Below are 17,903 nucleotides of genomic sequence, written 5' to 3' on the forward strand. Positions count from 1 at the left end.
GAACACGGCCCGAGCCTTCGGCAGCTCCTACGGGGGCTGCGTAGTAAAGATTGATCCACACAGTATCAGGACAGCATGTCCTGCATGATCTGTTGCAACACATCCAGATCGAATGGCTTGGCCAGGATCGGTGCCTTGCGGGTGATCGGGCTGTCGGTCTCGCGAATTTCCTGCGGGTAACCGCTGATGAAGATCACCTTGAGTTCCGGTCGCAGCTTCACGGCAGGTTCGGCGATTTGCACGCCAGAAATCCCGCCAGGCAGGCGGAAGTCGGTGATCATCATGTCCAGATTCGGTTTGCTCGCCAGAATCTCAAAGGCCTGCTCACCGTTTTCGGCTTGCAGCACCCGGTAACCTTCACCCGACAAATAAGCGGACAGCACCATCAAAATCGAAGGGTCATCCTCAACGATCAGTACCACGTCTTGTGCATCTTCACTCATGGAAAACCTTTGTTCGGTCAATAGCTGCTGATACGACCATTTGGTCACTCAGAGGTTGCGTTCATCGGGCTGTTTTCCTGCAGCGGCAGACAAACGCGAAACAAGGCGCCTTCGCCAATCCGGCTCTCGACGGTAATGGAGCCACCATGGGCGGCGACAATCTGCTGCGAAATAAACAACCCCAGGCCCAGCCCCGCCACCACGGCCCTGGTGGAAACCCGCTCGAACTGCTGAAAAATGCGCTGCTGATTCTCTTCACCGATCCCGATACCGCGATCCTGAACCTCAACCCGCGCTTGCCCGTGGTGATTGTACACGCGTATGTCGATCGCGCTCTTGGCACCATAGCGCAACGCATTAGTCAGCAGATTGCAAATCACTTGTTCGATACGAAACTCGTCCCAGTCGCCCATCACGGGTTGGTCGGCGATCAAGCTGACTGACGACTCTGCGGCCTCAACCTGCGGTGCGAAGTTTCGCAAAAGATTCTGCACCAGTTGCACCAGGTCAAACCGACTGGGGCGGATCGACAGTTTGCCGGTGCGGATCCGCGACACATCGAGCATGTCTTCGATCAGGCGGATCAGGCTTTTGATCTGCCGCTCGTCGCGCTCGACCATGGCGTGCATTTTGTCCAGGGTGAACGCCGCGGCGTTATCCCGGGCCAGGTGCATTTTGCGCAACTGGGTTTCGAGGATCAGGCCATTGAGCGGTGTACGAACTTCGTGCGCGACGATGGACATGAAGTCATCGCGCATGCGCACCGCTTGCTCCAGTTCATTCTGGGTGTTCTGCAACCGTTCGAGCAGCGCCTCCTGTTCGCGGCGACTTTGCTCCAGGGCTTCGACCTGCTGCTTCATCGCCTTGCTCTGGCGATACAGATCGACGAAGACATTGACCTTGCTCTTGACCGCGTGAACATCCAGCGGCTTGTGCAGAAAGTCCACGGCTCCGCTTTCGTAGCCCTTGAAAGCGTAGTTGAGATCACGGCCAGCGGCACTGACGAACACAATCGGGATGCTTTTGGTTTTTTCCGTGCCGCGCATCAACTCGGCCAACTCAAAGCCGTTCATGCCGGGCATCTGCACATCGAGAATGGCCAGCGCGAATTCGTGCTGCAACAGCAGTGACAAGGCTTCATCGGCGGACAAGGCCTTGTAGACGATGAGGTCCTGCCGCTTGATCAACGCCTCAAGCGCCAGCAGGTTCTCCGACAGGTCGTCGACGATCAGTAATTTGGCCTGGATGTTACTTGGCATGGGATTCGTTCCCGCTCGATACGCAGACGGCCGAAGCACCGATCACGATAGCTTCTACACAAGGAATACCTGCACGGTTCATGATTTGCGGTAGATCCTTTCTTGTTTGACCAACGGCTCAAACTGATTGCCATAGGCCGAAAAATCCAGGGTTTCCTTACTGCCCAATGCCAGAAAGCCCCGATGACACAAAGATTCGTAAAACAAGCCGAACGTTCGATCCTGAAGCTTTTTGTTGAAGTAAATCAGCACATTACGACACGAAATTAATTGAGTTTCGGAGAATACGCTATCGGTGGCCAGGCTGTGATCGGCGAAGGTCACGTTGTCGCACAGGCTCTTGTCGAAAATCGCGTAGTCATAAGCCGCCGTGTAGTAATCGGCGAACGAACGCTGACCACCGGCCTGCTGATAATTGTGAGTGTAGGCCCGAACATTCTGCAGAGAGAAAATCCCCTGCCTGGCTTTATCCAGCGAGCGCGGGTTGATGTCGGTGGCATAGATGATGGTGCGCTCCAGCAAGCCTTCTTCGCGCAGAAGGATCGCCATCGAATAGACCTCTTCGCCGGTGCTGCAACCGGCAATCCAGACCTTGATCGACGGCCAGGTCTTGAGCAGCGGCACCACTTCCTGACGCAGCGCCAGGAAGTGTGAAGGGTCGCGAAACATTTCGCTGACCGGAATCGTCAGCAATTGCAGCAGCTGCATGAATGCGGTCGGATCGTGCAGGACCTTCTCTTGCAGCGCCGAGATGGTATTGCACTCGAATTGGCTCAATGCATGGTTGACCCGACGCTTGATCGACGCGCCGGAGTAATCGCGAAAATCGTAGCTGTATTTGAGGTAGATCGCTTCGATCAGCAACCTCAGTTCGATTTCGCTGCGCTCCATTAGAGGCGTTCCATCTTCGGTAACCACACACGAATCAGCGAGAACAGGCGATCCAGGTCGATGGGCTTGGCCAGGTAGTCGTTGGAGCCGGCCTGCAAGCAGCGCTCCTGATCGTCCTTCATCGCCTTGGCCGTCACCGCAATGATCGGCAGCTTGCGCCAGCGCGGATCCTTGCGGATTTCCAGGGTGGCTTCGAAACCATCCATTTCCGGCATCATCACGTCCATCAGCACCAGGTCGATGTCCTCGACTTCATTTAATCGCTCAATTGCTTCACGACCGTTACGACCAATCACCACCACCGCGCCCTTCTGCTCCAGCGCACTGGTCAGGGCGAAGATATTGCGTACATCGTCGTCCACCAGCAGCACTTTGCGCCCCTCGAACACCTTGTCGCGGCTGCGGGCGGTCTTGAGCATGGTCTGGCGTTCATGGGATAACCGGGATTCGACCTTGTGCAGGAAGAGTGTCACTTCATCCAGCAACCGCTCGGGCGAACGCGCGCCCTTGATGATGATCGAGCGCGAATACTTGCGCAGCTCGGCCTCTTCGTCCCGGGTCAGGTTGCGTCCGGTATAGACGATCACCGGTGGAAACGAGCAGATATCCTCGCAGGACATGCGCTTGAGCAAGTCGTTGCCAAGCATGTCCGGCAGTTTCAGGTCGATGATCATGCAGTCGAAAATCGTGGTGCGCAGCAATTCGAGTGCATCCTGCGCCAGGCCGACGGCAGTGATTTCGACATCCTCGTCGCCGATCAATCGGGCGATGCTGTCACGCTGCAGATCGTCGTCTTCGACCAGCAATATGCGTTTGACCTTCTGGGTCAGTTTGGCTTCGAGGCGGGCAAACACCTCCTTGAGTTCCTCGCGCGTAGTCGGTTTGACCGCGTAACCGATGGCGCCCATGTGCATGGCGGCCTCGACACGGTCTTCGACCGAGATCACATGCACGGGAATGTGCCGGGTTTCGGCGTGCTCTTTCAGGCGCTGCAACACCGTCAGCCCGGAATGATCCGGCAGGCGCATGTCCAGCAGGATCGCGTCGGGGATGAATTGCCTGGCCAGGTCGTAGCCTTCATCGGCGCCGTAGGCCACCAGGCACTGATAACCCAGTTCATGGGCCAGATCGTAGAGGATGTGCGCAAAGTCCGGCTCATCTTCCACCACCAGGATGCAACGAGTGGCGAACGGCGCCTTGTAGCGATCATCATCGAAACGCGCGATTTCGGCCTCGGCAATCAGCGGCACAGGCGCGGTAACCACGATGGCTTGCGGCATGGCCACCGGCGTGGCTTTCATCGTTTCGACAGGCGTATCGCCCGGTTCGACGTAGTGCTGCGGCAACACCAGGGTGAATACACTGCCCTGCCCCGGCGTGCTGGTCAGGCTGATGGAGCCGCCCAGCAACGTGGCCAGATCACGAGAGATCGACAGGCCCAGGCCGGTGCCGCCGTAACGACGGTTGGTGCTGCCATCGGCCTGACGGAAGGCTTCGAAAATGCTGTCCTGATGAGCCGGCGCAATGCCGATCCCGGAATCACGGACGATAAAGGCGATGCCCTCGCCGGGCTGAGCCGCGACGATCAGGCTGACGGTGCCTTTTTCGGTGAACTTCACCGCGTTTGACAGCAGGTTCTTGATCACTTGCTCCAGGCGCTGGCAATCGGTGAACAGCATCAGCGGTGCGTCAGCGCGCAATTCGACTTCAAAATCCAGTTTCTTGTCCGCGGCCAACGGCTCGAACATTCCTCGCAGGCCTTCCACCAGGCGCGCGACGCTGGTGTTCTCCGGGCGCACCTCAAGCTTGCCGGCCTCGACCTTGGAAATATCGAGAATGTCGTTGATCAGGTGGAGCAAGTCGTTGCCGGCGGAGTAGATCGACTCGGCGAACTTGACCTGCTCGGCGCTGAGGTTTTCCTGCGGGTTTTCCGCGAGCAATTTCGCCAGAATCAACGAACTGTTCAGCGGCGTGCGCAGCTCGTGGGACATGTTGGCGAGAAATTCGGACTTGTACTTGCTGGCACGCTGCAATTCTTCGGCGCGGGCCTCAAGTTCAAGTTGGGCCTGATTCAGCTGGCTGTTCTTCAGGTCCATGGCGTCGCGTTGTTCGGCCAGGATCTGCGCCTGTTCGGCGAGTTGTTCGTTGGTTTGCTCCAGCTCGATCTGCTGGGTTTCCAGGTGAGCCTGGGACTCCTTGAGAACCCGCGACTGCTCTTCCAGCTCTTCGTTGGCGCTCTTGAGTTCTTCTTGCTGAACCTGCAACTCTTCGTTGAGTTGCTGGGTTTCGGCCAGCACTTCCTGTAAGCGCTGGCGATAGCGCGCCGCTTCGATCGAGGTGCCGATGTTGCCGGCAACCAGTTCGAGCAACTCGATGTCACGATCTGTCAGCGGTCGCAGGAAACCGAGTTCGATCACCCCGTTGACGCGATCGTCATCGCTGGTCGGCACCGCCAGTACACTGCGTGGTAAACCTTCGCCCAGGCCGGAACTGACTTTGAAGTAGTCCCCTGGCACCTCATCAAGACGAATCAGCCGCGCCTGTTGCGCCACCTGGCCGACAATTCCTTCGCCATTGTAAATCTGCTGCTCAAGTACTTCCTGTTCCCGGGAAAAACCGTAAGACGCGATGCGCTTCAGGCCACCATGCTCCTCACGGACATAGATCGCCGCGACGGCGCTGCCCAGGTATTGCGCGCAGAACTGCAGGATATTGCGCCCCAACAGATTGAGCGATAACTGCCCCAGGACTTGCTCGGCCAGTTCGGTCTGGCCGTTGCGCAACCAGGCCTGCCGTTCCAGACGCCGGGCGCTGGCCTGTTGCGCGGCGAGGTTGACGCTGTAGCTGCGGGACAGGTTGAGCAGATCCCGGCGGCCGACATAGGCCAGCAATCCGCTGATACCGGCCACGAACAACAGATAAAGGGCGATGCTCCAGATAGTAGTGCGCCGCACTTCTTCGTTGCGCGTGGTACGCAACTGCTGCTCCATGTCGATCACGTCTTCGAATTGCTTGCGGATCTCATCGGTCAACCGTTTGCCGCGCCCGGCCTTGACGACGCTGCGGTAATCACCACCTGCGCGCTGCAAATCGATTATCGATTGCGCGTAATTGGCCCATTCCGTCTGCAAGGCCTGGAGTCGGTGCAGGCGGTCGGTTTGCACCCCATTGTCCGCGGTCAGTTCGAGCAAGGTATTGAGGGCGACCGTTAATCTTGGCTTGGCCATCTCATAGGGCTCGAGAAAATGCTCGTCGCCACTGAGCAGGAAACCGCGCATACCGGTTTCCAGATCGACGGTCAGTTTTACGGCTTCATTGGCATTATTGATCACCCGGTCCGAGTGCTGGACCCACTGGATCACCGACAGCAGATAGGTGATCAGCAAGACAAAGAACACCGCGCTGATGATACCGACACCCAACGGCAGGCTGACGTTGCGGCTCAGGAGTTTACGGAATCGTTGCTCATCAACCGCAGGCGCAGAGGTCATGGGAAGCCTTGTCGAACTGTTGAAAGCCATCGAGTCTGCCCCAAATCGGCCGAGGGGATCCATTTTTCTGACACGTTTTTCGGCAAAATCCTGCATTACACTGCTCCAGCGCAAAAGGAGCGGTTACTCTGTGTGGCTCTTATGCGGCTATTGTTCTTTGTGACGCCTCGGGAACTTGTCGTGATCCGTCACTTATTCATGCAAGAGCCCGGCGATTTCGATCGACGCTATCGCAAATCCAACCTTGAGAGCCCCACTATGTCCACCAACGCATCCACCATACTAGTCGTCGAAGACGATGCCATCGTGCGCATGCTGATCGTCGATGTGCTGGAGGAACTGGAATACCGGGTACTTGAAGCCGATGGCTGCGAAGAGGCGCTGGATTTCATCAACGATAAGGACCAGTGCATCGACTTGCTGATGACCGATGTGGGGCTGCCAATGATGGACGGCCGGGAATTGGCGAAACAGGCACGCATGCTGCGCCCCGAGTTGCCGATTCTGTTCGCCAGCGGTTATGCCGAAAGCATCGAGGTGCCTGACGGCATGCATGTGATCGGCAAGCCGTTCTCGATTGATCAACTGCGGGATAAGGTCAAGGGCATACTTGAAGTGTAACTAAGCGCTTAAGCCGCACCGAGCACCTGCTCCTGAAAAAAGCAGTGCTTCTTAGTTGTTCCGCAACGGAACAGTCCGCGCCCATAACAACTTCATAGCCATCTCTGAAACACTAATACAATGCCAGTTGCCCAATAACTTAAACTAAAAGAGGATCTCCACACCTCTAAGCAACAACCAGTAGAAGGAACTACCAATGAACCAGCAGCGCACAGTTGCGAATTATAACTAGCAATTATCCAACCCCCACGACATTACCCCTCGACTTAAGCAAGGTATTGAGGGCGATAAAATCGAGCGAGGCGAAATTATCGCACAGCTTAAAAAGGCCATTTCCGGAAATGAAAACAACCAGCAGATAGACTGGGAAGAGTCATTCATTACAGTCCCCGGCATTGGGTAACTACTGGGAAGCCATCACAGGCAGTGAAGACAAGGCTTTGGTGTTATCGGCGGATGACAGGCAAACAATTCGTACCTTGACCGCTCAGCACATAGGGGGACGCGGAAAACTGCTGGTGGACCTGTGTAGCATTGCATTGGGAAACCGTTCGAAAACAGCAAACCGATTGAATTTCCGCGAGCTGCTGCACGAATTGGGTGTACACCCCTATTTCAAAAGTTGGTCCGAAAGTTATTTAAAAGCGCTTGACTGGCACGGATCCAAATCAGGTGAGTCCATCTCTGAGTTGAACCTCGAGCAGGTGCTCATGACTGCAATTATTCTCGACGTTTACCCGGACGCGGGAGGCGACGAGCATCGAAATCACATCGCGGGTTACAACCTTTATGCGCCTGAAAACATAGAGAAATCGGTTCCAGAGGTTTTCACTGAACTGGAACGGCATCTTGAGCGTGAGCATGACATTCCTTCTAACACCAATACTCTCGCCGCCTACTTGCTGCTGGCAGGCAGGGCACCTGAATTTCTGGTAAGAAATCTGCCCGATTATTGACTGGGCGCTGCTGAACAACGTGATTACTCTTGAGCAGGTGATCAGTGACTATAAAGGTTCTGGCAATCGTGCCATTGAGGCTTATCAGAGGTTTGCGGATGTCTATTCGCAAGCAGTCGCCACGTTATCGACCCCACTGCCCAGCCGAAAAGCGATTTCCCGGGAGATACTTGAGCAGATCGTGCCGGACTGCGATTTCATCGAGGAAAAAATACTCTACGAAAATCAACGGAGTTACCACGAGTTCAACAACTTCGAACCATTAGCCATGTCCATGGTAGAGCTCAACATGTCCAACCATCTGGGGACACTGAACTGGGATTTGAAAAAAGGCACCAGTATCTACCAGAGATTTCCGCACCTTGTGCCTAATCTGGTCTCTACAGAGGGGATTTTCAAACGTCGTTTTAACCAGGCTTATGCGCCATTGGAAAAAGCGATGGCCAGTATTGTCAATCTGGCTTTATCGGCATTACCGCCGACTGACCGGGTTCGCTTGTTGTGCAGTGAAGTCACTTTCTTCACTATCCGCCCCTCGGTTGCCATCATCCAGCGTCCCGATTTGTTTCTTCAGGAAAAACAGAAAGCCAAAGATGAAGCCACGGGTCGCTATGGCGTCGTGATGTGCTCGAATTATGAAGGCCGGTTGTATTGTTATGAACTGTTCACCTTGTACGGTGAATGCAGGGAGAACCCTCAACTGGCGGCACTTGTGCAAACAGAAGGTCTGCTGGCACAACCCGCGAGACTGGACTTTACCGATCACATCAACAGTTTGAGCAAAGCGGCAAAAATCCACAAATTGCCAACTGATATAGATTCTTATGCACTGGCAGTCGCATTATTGAATCAGCGGTCAGTCAATTACCCCCGCTCTCTCGACAATCTCGTCCAGATGAAGAACAAGTACAACGCTGTTGCCAAGGATAAGTACATCAAAGAAGCGGTAATTGTGAATCTGTCTTCATTCGACTAAATGCTCGGGGACTGAAACGTCTGTGAAAATGAATCCTATGATCCCATAGGATTCGAGCAAACGGCCGCAATCTCGCTGGACCCTGTTCCTGTGGTTTAATTGCGGCCTTTTCTTCGTCCCCCCTCGCCTACACCAAGGAACACTGTCATGAGTCAGCTCAACGCAACCAAAGTCCTGGTCATTGGTTACGTCTGGCCCGAGCCCCGTTCTTCAGCGGCCGGTGGGCACGTCATGCAAATCCTTGAGACATTCTTGCAGCAAGGCTGGGACGTCACCTTCAGTAGCCCGGCCGGCACCGGCGAACATCGGGCTGATCTGGCGGCGTTGGGCATTCGTGAAATTCCGATTGAATTGAACAACAGCAGTTTCGACGACTTCGTCAGTGAACTTGCTCCGGACATCGTGCTGTTCGACCAGTTCATGATGGAAGAACAGTTTGGCTGGCGTGTAGAGAAGCACTGTCCCGATGCCCTGCGTGTCCTTGAGACGTCGGATCTGCAAAGCTTGCGGCACGCCCGGCATCATCGCCTCAAGGATCGCTTGAAGGCCAGTGACGACAACAATGATTTCAGCGACCTGTTCGCACCGGCGTTGCGTGAAGAGTTCGAATTGATGGCTGATACCGATCTGGCCAAACGGGAGATTGCTGCGCTGTATCGTTGCGACTTGAACCTGATGATCTCTGAAGTGGAAATCGAATTGCTGGTCGAGCAGTTCAAAATGCCCCGCAACTTGCTGCATTGGTGTCCGCTGATGGTTGAACCGCCGAGCGTGCCTCCGACAACCTTTGCGGGCCGGGCGCACTTTCTGAGTATCGGCAACTTTCGACATGCACCGAACTGGGATGCGGTGCTATGGATGAAAACGGCCATCTGGCCGTTGATCCGCGAGCAACTGCCCACGGCCCAGTTGCATATCTATGGCGCTTACACACCGCCCAAAGCCACCGCGCTACACAACCCGGCCCAGGGTTTTCATGTCATGAACTGGGCGGAAGATGCGTTGCAGGTGATGTCGGCGGCACGTGTATGCCTGGCGCCGCTTCGCTTCGGTGCAGGCATCAAAGGCAAGATTGTCGACGCCATGTTGTGTGGCACTCCCACGGTGACGACACCCATCGGCGCCGAAGCAATGCACGGCAATCATCCCTGGCCTGGTGCCGTGGCCCGCACGGCACGGGAAGTGGCTGACTGTGCGGTGCGGCTGTACACGGATGAAGCGCTTTGGACGCAGGCCCAATCCCACGGGCAGAGGTTGCTGGCCGATCGATATAAAACGTCGGAACATGGCCCGGCATTGATCGAGAAACTGTTGTACTGCCAACAGCACTTGCCGCAACTTAGACGCGATAATTTTACCGGTAGCATGTTGCGTCATCACCAGCACAAAAGTACGCAATACATGGCGCAATGGATTGAGGCAAAAAACCGAAACCCCGTTTAAGTTACGCACAACTAAACACACATATCCTGCATTATCACAACGGTTGATCACCCCTCTTTTTCCCCTTATAAATTATTGACCGAAGTTGGTGACAATCACTCACTTCGGTCAGCCGATAACACCTATCAAACCATGCAAGGAAGCATTAAATGGAAAACGTTGTTCTGAACAACTACGCACTTAGAAACTGGATGGCCGCCACGCCGGCGATTGATACTTTGTCGCTCGCCGAATTGACACTACCTGGCACCCATAATGCCGGCAGCGACTGGAAGGCGTCCTGGCCGCTGATCCCGGGCGCCCATTGGCTGGCGTGTCAACACGAATCGTTTTACTCGCAACTGCGCCACGGTTCCCGAGCGCTTGACATCCGTTTGACGTATGACGCCAGTGCGCCGGGGCTCGGCAAGTTCTGCATTCATCACAACGGCTACCGTAACGGTCGCACGTTTGGACATCTTGTCAAAGACGTAGAAATATTTCTGCAAGAAAACCCTAATGAATTCATCATCCTGGACTTTCATGAGTTGAATGGGGATACCTTTGATTACGCTTACTTCAATAAGATGATGGTCCATTTCCTTGGATACCGCTTGATTCCCACCCAAAATCACTCGTTGAGCATCGGCCAACTCAAACGTCTCAGCGACAGCCAACGCGTTGTGGTTGCTGCGCCTTGGCACTGGGCAATTGACAAGAACGTGTTCATTCAGCAAATCGAGCACAAATGGTCTGGCAACGGCATCACCAGTGCCGCTGAGTTGGAGCAGCACATTATAAAAGTGCTGAAATCCCCGCCAGGTACATGGGCACCATGGTCCCTGTCCGCGACCAGTTATAGCGCTCTCGGTGGTCCGGTAGATATTCACGATGAGCTTAATTCGTGGTTTGACCCGAATAAAAGCGACTGGGCAACACGGTGCAACATTATCAACGTCGACTTCATTGAAGAAAGCAACATCGTTTCATATTGCCTGACCGTGAACCTGAGTAAAGCGGCCAAGCGAGCCAACTAGCGCTGTGCCATTAACGGTTTATTTCTTGTGCAAGTATTTCCGTGACTGGCAATGCTGTCGCGCACTTCTATGCTGGGTCATGAAAGCCTTTCTACGCAGGCGAGCAATAGAGGTATGGCACGCAGCCACACCCGAAACATGGACCTCGTCCCCTCCATGGAAGGGACGAGCCTACGACAAGGAACTGTCATGACCCATAACGCAGTAATCACGCTGGATAAACAAAAGTGGATGAGTAATGCCCTCGACATCGATCGTATAAAACTGACTGATGTTATCTGGCCCGGCGCCCATAACGCCGGCATGGATAAACAGGCGCCTAATTATGAGGTGGTCGTCGGCAACTGGACGACGTGTCAAAACGGTTCATTTGCATGRCAATTGTCCAATGGCGCACGGGCATTCGATATCCGCCTGGGCTACACCGAGGGTGCTGATCAGTCGATTTTCTATTTCCATCACAATGGATACCAGTCACATCGAGTTCTCGATGAACTCATCAGCGCAGTTTCATCTTTCCTGGACCGTAATCCGGATGAATTTGTGGTTTTGGACTTTCATCAACTAGGGGACGGTAACAAACGCTTTGATTATCAGAAACTCAATGAGCTTCTGGTCAGCCAACTCGGACAGCGAGTAATACCGCCCGACAACGCCACAAAAACGATCGGCGAGCTCAAGCGGATCAGTACTCGCCGCCGGTTGATATTAGCGGCGCCCGTTCGGCGGGAACTGGATGAGAATTATTTCTGGCCGCGCATTACACACAAGTGGGTCAACAGGCGGTTTACCGACACCGAGGATTTGAAAACCCATATTTCCAACACACTCAAAGACGCGCCATACGAAACATTTTTATGGTCGTTATCGGCCACCAGCTACGCGTTTCTGGGAGGGCCTCAAGACATCAAAAACCACATCAATGACTGGTTCAATCCCACCCGGGACTGGGTCACGCGCTGCAGCATCATCAATACCGACTTTTTCGATGAGTCAGAGATCGTTCGTTATTGCTGGACGGCCACCAGCATGAAAGCCGTTTACGGCCATGCCTTGCATGATCGGGAGCCGGCTTGACACCCGGAGTGCTGCACGCTGGCATTACCTGCTCGGAAAGAGGCATGATCAGGGTGCAATGACAATAAAAAGCGCCCTGACATGACCCGAACAGCCAGATTTACCGATCCCTCCTACGAATTGATGGACGACCATAACGGGTTGTCCATCATCTACCGTCAGCATGGTTTCCCCTGCCCCCTGGTGCGCTGGCATTTCCACAAGGAATACGAACTGCACTTGATCATCGCCAGCTCCGGCAAGGTGTTCATCGGTGACTACATCGGTAACTTCTACCCGGAAACACTGTTCCTGACCGGCCCCAACCTGCCCCACAACTGGATCAGCCAGGTGGCCGAAGACGAAGTGGTGCCCGAGCGCGACATGCTGGTCAACTTCACTGACGAGCTGTTCGAAAGCGGCCATCAGGTGTTCGCCGAACTCAAGACAATTGCGCCCTTGCTGGAGCGCGCGCAGTACGGCATCGAATTTCGTTGCAAGCGCACGATCCGCCAGGCCATGACCTTGATGCAGCGCATTGCCGACACCCGGGGCATGACCCGACTTGGGCATTTTTTCATTCTGCTGGAGTTGCTGGCGGCGTCCGATGACTACCAGTTGCTGTCCGGTGCCACGACGCCGCAGTTGGCCGACGAACACAATATCGACCGTACCAACCGGGCAGTGGATTACATCTTTGCCCATTACGCCCGGGATTTGCCGCTGGAAGAAGTCGCCGAACACCTGGGTCTGACACCGACCTACTTCAGCCGAGTGTTCAAACAGGCCACCGGGCGCTGTTTTATCGAATTCGTCAATCGCCTGCGCATCAGCAAGTCCTGCGAGCTGCTGGCCGATGGCGACAAACCGGTGACCGATGTGTGTTTCGAGTCGGGCTTCAACAATATTTCCAACTTCAACCGCCGTTTTCAGCAGCTCAAGGGCATGACGCCGTCGCACTATCGGCGGCTGGCGGTGCAGCGGTTGACTGAGCAAAACCTGGGCTAGAAGACCTCAACAGATCAAAAGATCGCAGCCTTCGGCAGCTCCTACAGGGGGAACGCATTCTTTGCGTAGGAGCTGCCGAAGGCCGCGATTTTTTGATTTTCGCCCCTAAACCTATACGGATTTAATCAGGGCTAATCGCTAAATCACCGTTCTCTGCGCTTCCCACACCGTCCACCAGTGCAAAAAAGTATCGATCACAGTGCGATGGATGATTTGTCAGCCCGTCAATTGAAGGCTGTAATCGCTGCACATTCTTCCCTCCGCAGGAAGACACAAAAACAATAACTGTCCTTCTGTAACCCCCGGGTGCAGAAAAGGAGTGCACGATGCAACCTTCTGTAAAAGCTCTGCTTGCCCTCACCTGCATGACCCTCAGCAGCGTCAGCCTCGGCGCTCAGACCCTGACCATCGCCACCGTCAACAACAGCGACATGATCCGCATGCAAAAGCTCTCGAAAACCTTCGAGGCCGAGCATCCGGACATCAAGCTCAATTGGGTGGTGCTTGAAGAAAACGTCCTGCGCCAACGTCTGACCACCGACATCGCGACCCAGGGCGGGCAGTTTGATGTGTTGACCATCGGCATGTACGAAGCCGCACTCTGGGGCGCCAAGGGTTGGCTGGAACCAATGAAGAACTTGCCGGCCAGCTACGCCCTCGACGACGTTTTCCCTTCGGTGCGTGAAGGCCTTTCGGTCAAGGGTTCGCTCTACGCCCTGCCGTTCTACGCTGAAAGCTCCATTACCTATTACCGCACCGATCTGTTCAAGGACGCCGGGCTGACCATGCCGGAACGCCCGACCTGGGAACAGATCGGCGAATTCGCCGGCAAACTCACCCATAAAGATAAAGAACAGTACGGCATCTGCCTTCGGGGCAAGGCTGGCTGGGGTGAAAACATGGCGCTGATCACCACTGTCGCCAACGCCTATGGCGCTCGCTGGTTCGATGAGAAATGGCAGCCGGAATTCACCGGCCCCGAGTGGAAAAATGCGCTGAATTTCTACGTCGACACCATGAAAAAGTCCGGCCCGCCTGGCGCATCGAGCAACGGCTTCAACGAGAACCTGGCACTGTTCAACAGCGGCAAGTGCGCGATCTGGGTCGATGCTAGTGTGGCCGGCTCGTTCGTGACCGACAAAACCCAGAGCAAAGTCAGCGACCACGTGGGCTTTACTTACGCACCGCATCAGGTCACCGACAAAGGTTCGGCCTGGCTCTATTCCTGGGCACTGGCTATCCCAACCAGCTCCAAGGCCAAGGACGCGGCGAAAACCTTCAGCGCCTGGGCCACGTCCAGGGAATACGGTGCTCTGGTCGCGGAAAAGGACGGCATCGCCAACGTGCCACCAGGCACTCGCGCTTCGACCTACACCGAGGCTTACATGAATGCCGCGCCGTTCGCCAAGGTGACGCTGGAATCGCTGAAAGCCGCGGACCCGAGCCAACCGTCGCAAAAGCCCGTGCCCTACATCGGTATCCAACTGGTAACCATTCCTGAATTCCAGGCCGTGGGCACCCAGGTCGGCAAGCTGTTCTCAGCGGCGCTGATCGGCCAGACCACGGTCGACCAGGCCCTGACCGCCGCCCAGTCAACCACCGAACGTGAGATGAAGCGCGCCGGCTATCCCAAGTAACCCCGCGCACTCCATGTGGGAACAGGTTTGTGTGGCGAGGGGGCTTGCCCCCGTTCGGCTGCGAAGCAGTCGCAAAGTGTTTTTGGGCCGCTTCGCGACCCAACGGGGGCAAGCCCCCTCGCCACGCAAGTCTCGCCCCTACAGTTGATCTTCATTTGTCTGTTCCCAATCGGTTCTGATCGCCATGAATACTTCAACCACTGTCAAAGCTCACATGGACATCCCGCAACCGGTGCGTAAAAGCCGGTTGGCCAACCCCGGCTGGTTTCTGGTCAGCCCCTCGGTGGCGTTGCTGCTGCTGTGGATGATCGTGCCGTTGGGCATGACCGTTTATTTTTCGATGATCCGCTACAACCTGCTCTACCCCGGCGAAAACGAATTCGTGGGACTGGAGAACTTCAGCTATTTCCTGAGCGATTCGGGTTTCCTGCCCGGCGCTACCAACACCCTGTTGCTGGTGGGCAGTGTGTTGCTGGTCAGCGTGGTGTTCGGCGTGTTGATCAGCGCATTGCTGGAGGCCAGTGAGTTTCTCGGTCGCGGCATCGTGCGGGTGATGTTGATCTCGCCGTTCTTCATCATGCCCACAGTCGGTGCGCTGATCTGGAAGAACCTGATCTTTCACCCGGTCTCGGGGATTCTCGCCTACATCTGGAAGCTGTTCGGCGCGCAGCCGGTGGACTGGCTGGCGCACTACCCGCTGCTGTCGATCATCATCATTGTGTCCTGGCAATGGCTGCCCTTCGCGATCCTGATCCTGATGACCGCCATGCAGTCCCTCGACCAGGAGCAGAAAGAAGCTGCGCGCCTGGACGGTGCCGGCCCGATCGCGATTTTCTGGCACCTGACCTTGCCGCATCTGGCGCGGCCGATTGCGGTGGTGGTGATGATCGAAACCATCTTCCTGCTGTCGGTGTTCGCCGAAATCTTCACCACCACCAACGGCGGCCCCGGATACGCCTCGACCAACCTCGCCTACCTGATCTACAACCAGGCGCTGGTGCAGTTCGACGTCGGCATGGCCTCCGCCGGTGGTTTGATCGCGGTGGTGATTGCCAACATCGCGGCCATCGTGCTGGTGCGCATGATCGGCAAAAACCTGACAGACAAAGCCTGAGGCCCGCGCCATGACTCTTCAACAATCCCGTCGTCTGCAAAGCCTGCTGCTCGGCACCCTGGCCTGGGCCATCGCGATCGTGATTTTCTTCCCGATCTTCTGGATGGTGCTGACCAGTTTCAAGACCGAAATCGACGCGTTCGCCACGCCGCCGCAGTTCATCTTCATGCCGACGCTGGAGAACTACCTGCACATCAACGAGCGTAGCGATTACTTCAGCTTCGCCTGGAACTCGGTGGTGATTTCCTTCAGCGCCACGGCATTGTGCCTGCTGATTGCGGTGCCGGCCGCCTACTCCATGGCGTTCTACGAAACCCAGCGCACCAAAGGCACGTTGCTGTGGATGCTCTCCACCAAGATGCTGCCGCCGGTGGGCGTGCTGATGCCGATCTACCTGTTGGCCAAGAGCTTTGGCCTGCTGGATACGCGAATCGCGCTGATCGTGATCTACACACTGATCAACCTGCCGATCGTGGTCTGGATGATTTACACCTACTTCAAAGACATTCCCAAGGACATCCTCGAAGCGGCACGCCTGGATGGCGCCACGTTATGGCAGGAAATGGTCCGGGTGCTGCTGCCGATCGCCAAGGGCGGCCTGGCTTCCACGGTGTTGCTGTCGCTGATCCTGTGCTGGAACGAGGCATTCTGGTCGCTGAACCTGACCTCGTCCAAAGCCGCGCCACTGACCGCACTGATCGCCTCTTACTCAAGCCCCGAAGGTTTGTTCTGGGCCAAGTTGTCGGCGGTGTCGACCCTGGCTTGCGCGCCGATCCTGATCTTCGGCTGGATCAGCCAGAAACAGCTGGTCCGCGGCCTGTCGTTTGGCGCCGTGAAATAGCCCTCAAAGAATAAACATAAAGGAGCGCCATCATGGCCAACCTGAAAATCAAAAATCTGCAAAAAGGCTTCGAAGGTTTTTCCATCATCAAAGGCATCGACCTGGAAGTGAACGACAAGGAATTCGTGGTGTTCGTCGGCCCGTCGGGTTGCGGCAAGTCCACCCTGCTGCGGCTGATCGCCGGCCTTGAAGAAGTCAGCGGCGGCACCATCGAACTCGATGGCCGCGACATCACCGAAGTCAGCCCGGCCAAGCGCGACCTGGCGATGGTGTTCCAGACCTACGCCCTGTACCCGCACATGAGCGTGCGTAAAAACATGTCCTTCGCCCTCGACCTGGCCGGTGTCGCGAAAGCCGAAGTCGAGAAGAAGGTCGGCGAAGCAGCGCGCATCCTGGAGCTCGGGCCGATGCTCGAACGAAAACCGAAACAGCTGTCCGGCGGTCAGCGTCAGCGCGTGGCGATCGGCCGGGCCATCGTGCGTAACCCGAAAATCTTCCTGTTCGACGAACCGCTGTCCAACCTCGACGCCGCCCTGCGGGTGCAGATGCGCCTGGAACTGTTGCGCCTGCACAAAGAACTGCAAGCCACCATGATCTACGTGACCCACGATCAGGTCGAAGCCATGACCATGGCCGACAAAGTCGTCGTGCTCAATGGCGGTAAGATCGAGCAGGTCGGTTCGCCACTGGACCTGTATCACCAGCCGGCCAACCTGTTTGTCGCAGGCTTTCTCGGCACACCGAAAATGGGCTTCCTCAAAGGCAAAGTCACCCGTGTTGAAAGCCGGGGCTGCGAAGTGCTGCTGGACGCCGGCACCCGCATCACCCTGCCACTGAGCGCTGCCAACCTGAGCGTCGGCGGTGCGGTAACGCTGGGCATTCGCCCGGAACACCTGGAGTTGGCGCAACCTGGCGACTGCACGTTGCAAGTCACCGCCGATGTCAGCGAACGCTTGGGCAGCGACACCTTCTGCCATGTGCTGACGTCGTCCGGCGAAGCGCTGACCATGCGCGTTCGCGGTGATCTGGCCAGCCGTTATGGCGAAACCCTGAGCCTGCACCTGGACGCCGAACACTGCCATTTATTCGATGCCGACGGCGTGGCGCTAACCCGTCCACTGCGCGCCGCAGCCTGATATCAGAGAAGATGC

The 17,903-nt window shown here is 56.0% G+C and carries 15 protein-coding genes; 11 read left to right on the top strand and 4 right to left on the bottom strand.

The window, feature by feature from the left end; all coding sequences use genetic code 11:
• Nucleotides 1-65: 65 nt before the first annotated feature.
• From AC1D2Q_RS06340 to AC1D2Q_RS06355, 4 genes are all read right to left on the bottom strand, one after another.
• Nucleotides 66-443: a response regulator gene (locus AC1D2Q_RS06340; protein ID WP_018926027.1), complete on the bottom strand. Its 378-nt coding sequence runs from the start codon at nt 441-443 to the stop codon at nt 66-68.
• A gap of 44 nt (nt 444-487) precedes the next feature.
• Complete coding sequence (locus AC1D2Q_RS06345) at nt 488-1,702, bottom strand: hybrid sensor histidine kinase/response regulator (protein WP_477812626.1); 1,215 nt, start codon at nt 1,700-1,702, stop codon at nt 488-490.
• A gap of 78 nt (nt 1,703-1,780) precedes the next feature.
• Complete coding sequence (locus tag AC1D2Q_RS06350) at nt 1,781-2,593, bottom strand: CheR family methyltransferase (RefSeq protein WP_477812627.1); 813 nt, start codon at nt 2,591-2,593, stop codon at nt 1,781-1,783.
• Nucleotides 2,593-6,084: a response regulator gene (locus tag AC1D2Q_RS06355; RefSeq protein WP_477812628.1), complete on the bottom strand. Its 3,492-nt coding sequence runs from the start codon at nt 6,082-6,084 to the stop codon at nt 2,593-2,595. Before AC1D2Q_RS06355 ends, AC1D2Q_RS06350 begins: the two co-directional genes overlap by 1 nt.
• 258 nt (nt 6,085-6,342) lie before the next feature.
• Here AC1D2Q_RS06355 and AC1D2Q_RS06360 point away from each other — a divergent pair, with 258 nt between their 5' ends.
• From AC1D2Q_RS06360 to AC1D2Q_RS06410, 11 genes are all read left to right on the top strand, one after another.
• The gene (locus tag AC1D2Q_RS06360) at nt 6,343-6,705 is read left to right on the top strand and encodes a response regulator (protein ID WP_477812715.1); all 363 of its coding nucleotides are present in this window, start codon (nt 6,343-6,345) and stop codon (nt 6,703-6,705) included.
• A 395-nt stretch (nt 6,706-7,100) separates the two neighbouring features.
• Nucleotides 7,101-7,661, top strand: a complete 561-nt coding sequence (locus AC1D2Q_RS06365) for a hypothetical protein (protein ID WP_477812629.1) — start codon at nt 7,101-7,103, stop codon at nt 7,659-7,661.
• A 19-nt stretch (nt 7,662-7,680) separates the two neighbouring features.
• A complete protein-coding gene (locus AC1D2Q_RS06370) occupies nt 7,681-8,637 on the top strand; it encodes a hypothetical protein (RefSeq protein WP_477812630.1) in 957 nt (318 codons plus the stop codon).
• Between the two features lie 147 nt (nt 8,638-8,784).
• Nucleotides 8,785-10,080, top strand: a complete 1,296-nt coding sequence (locus AC1D2Q_RS06375) for a glycosyltransferase (RefSeq protein WP_477812631.1) — start codon at nt 8,785-8,787, stop codon at nt 10,078-10,080.
• A gap of 149 nt (nt 10,081-10,229) precedes the next feature.
• Complete coding sequence (locus tag AC1D2Q_RS06380; RefSeq protein WP_477812632.1) at nt 10,230-11,096, top strand: phosphatidylinositol-specific phospholipase C domain-containing protein; 867 nt, start codon at nt 10,230-10,232, stop codon at nt 11,094-11,096.
• A gap of 189 nt (nt 11,097-11,285) precedes the next feature.
• The gene (locus AC1D2Q_RS06385) at nt 11,286-12,173 is read left to right on the top strand and encodes a phosphatidylinositol-specific phospholipase C domain-containing protein (protein ID WP_477812633.1); all 888 of its coding nucleotides are present in this window, start codon (nt 11,286-11,288) and stop codon (nt 12,171-12,173) included.
• 81 nt (nt 12,174-12,254) lie between these two features.
• Nucleotides 12,255-13,160 carry a helix-turn-helix domain-containing protein gene (locus tag AC1D2Q_RS06390; protein ID WP_477812634.1) on the top strand — a complete coding sequence of 302 codons (906 nt, stop codon included), beginning with the start codon at nt 12,255-12,257 and terminating at the stop codon, nt 13,158-13,160.
• A gap of 326 nt (nt 13,161-13,486) precedes the next feature.
• Entirely contained in the window at nt 13,487-14,797 is a 1,311-nt protein-coding gene (locus AC1D2Q_RS06395; protein WP_477812635.1) for an ABC transporter substrate-binding protein, read from the top strand.
• A gap of 184 nt (nt 14,798-14,981) precedes the next feature.
• On the top strand, nt 14,982-15,911 hold the full coding sequence (locus AC1D2Q_RS06400) for a carbohydrate ABC transporter permease (RefSeq protein ID WP_477812636.1): 930 nt from the start codon (nt 14,982-14,984) through the stop codon (nt 15,909-15,911).
• Between the two features lie 10 nt (nt 15,912-15,921).
• The gene (locus AC1D2Q_RS06405; protein ID WP_285415522.1) at nt 15,922-16,752 is read left to right on the top strand and encodes a carbohydrate ABC transporter permease; all 831 of its coding nucleotides are present in this window, start codon (nt 15,922-15,924) and stop codon (nt 16,750-16,752) included.
• A 32-nt stretch (nt 16,753-16,784) separates the two neighbouring features.
• Nucleotides 16,785-17,888, top strand: a complete 1,104-nt coding sequence (locus tag AC1D2Q_RS06410; RefSeq protein WP_253423609.1) for an ABC transporter ATP-binding protein — start codon at nt 16,785-16,787, stop codon at nt 17,886-17,888.
• Nucleotides 17,889-17,903: the final 15 nt, after the last annotated feature.

It is taken from the genome of Pseudomonas sp. P1_A1 (genome assembly GCF_056406935.1).

What these genes read in the sequence shown, in the direction of transcription:
- AC1D2Q_RS06345 (WP_477812626.1), bottom strand. Translation starts at nt 1,702, where the DNA reads ATGCCAAGTAACATCCAGGCCAAATTACTGATCGTCGACGACCTGTCG.
- AC1D2Q_RS06405 (WP_285415522.1), top strand. Translation starts at nt 15,922, where the DNA reads ATGACTCTTCAACAATCCCGTCGTCTGCAAAGCCTGCTGCTCGGCACC.
- AC1D2Q_RS06340 (WP_018926027.1), bottom strand. Translation starts at nt 443, where the DNA reads ATGAGTGAAGATGCACAAGACGTGGTACTGATCGTTGAGGATGACCCT.
- AC1D2Q_RS06390 (WP_477812634.1), top strand. Translation starts at nt 12,255, where the DNA reads ATGACCCGAACAGCCAGATTTACCGATCCCTCCTACGAATTGATGGAC.
- AC1D2Q_RS06355 (WP_477812628.1), bottom strand. Translation starts at nt 6,084, where the DNA reads ATGACCTCTGCGCCTGCGGTTGATGAGCAACGATTCCGTAAACTCCTG.
- AC1D2Q_RS06375 (WP_477812631.1), top strand. Translation starts at nt 8,785, where the DNA reads ATGAGTCAGCTCAACGCAACCAAAGTCCTGGTCATTGGTTACGTCTGG.
- AC1D2Q_RS06350 (WP_477812627.1), bottom strand. Translation starts at nt 2,593, where the DNA reads ATGGAGCGCAGCGAAATCGAACTGAGGTTGCTGATCGAAGCGATCTAC.
- AC1D2Q_RS06410 (WP_253423609.1), top strand. Translation starts at nt 16,785, where the DNA reads ATGGCCAACCTGAAAATCAAAAATCTGCAAAAAGGCTTCGAAGGTTTT.
- AC1D2Q_RS06395 (WP_477812635.1), top strand. Translation starts at nt 13,487, where the DNA reads ATGCAACCTTCTGTAAAAGCTCTGCTTGCCCTCACCTGCATGACCCTC.
- AC1D2Q_RS06400 (WP_477812636.1), top strand. Translation starts at nt 14,982, where the DNA reads ATGAATACTTCAACCACTGTCAAAGCTCACATGGACATCCCGCAACCG.
- AC1D2Q_RS06360 (WP_477812715.1), top strand. Translation starts at nt 6,343, where the DNA reads ATGTCCACCAACGCATCCACCATACTAGTCGTCGAAGACGATGCCATC.
- AC1D2Q_RS06380 (WP_477812632.1), top strand. Translation starts at nt 10,230, where the DNA reads ATGGAAAACGTTGTTCTGAACAACTACGCACTTAGAAACTGGATGGCC.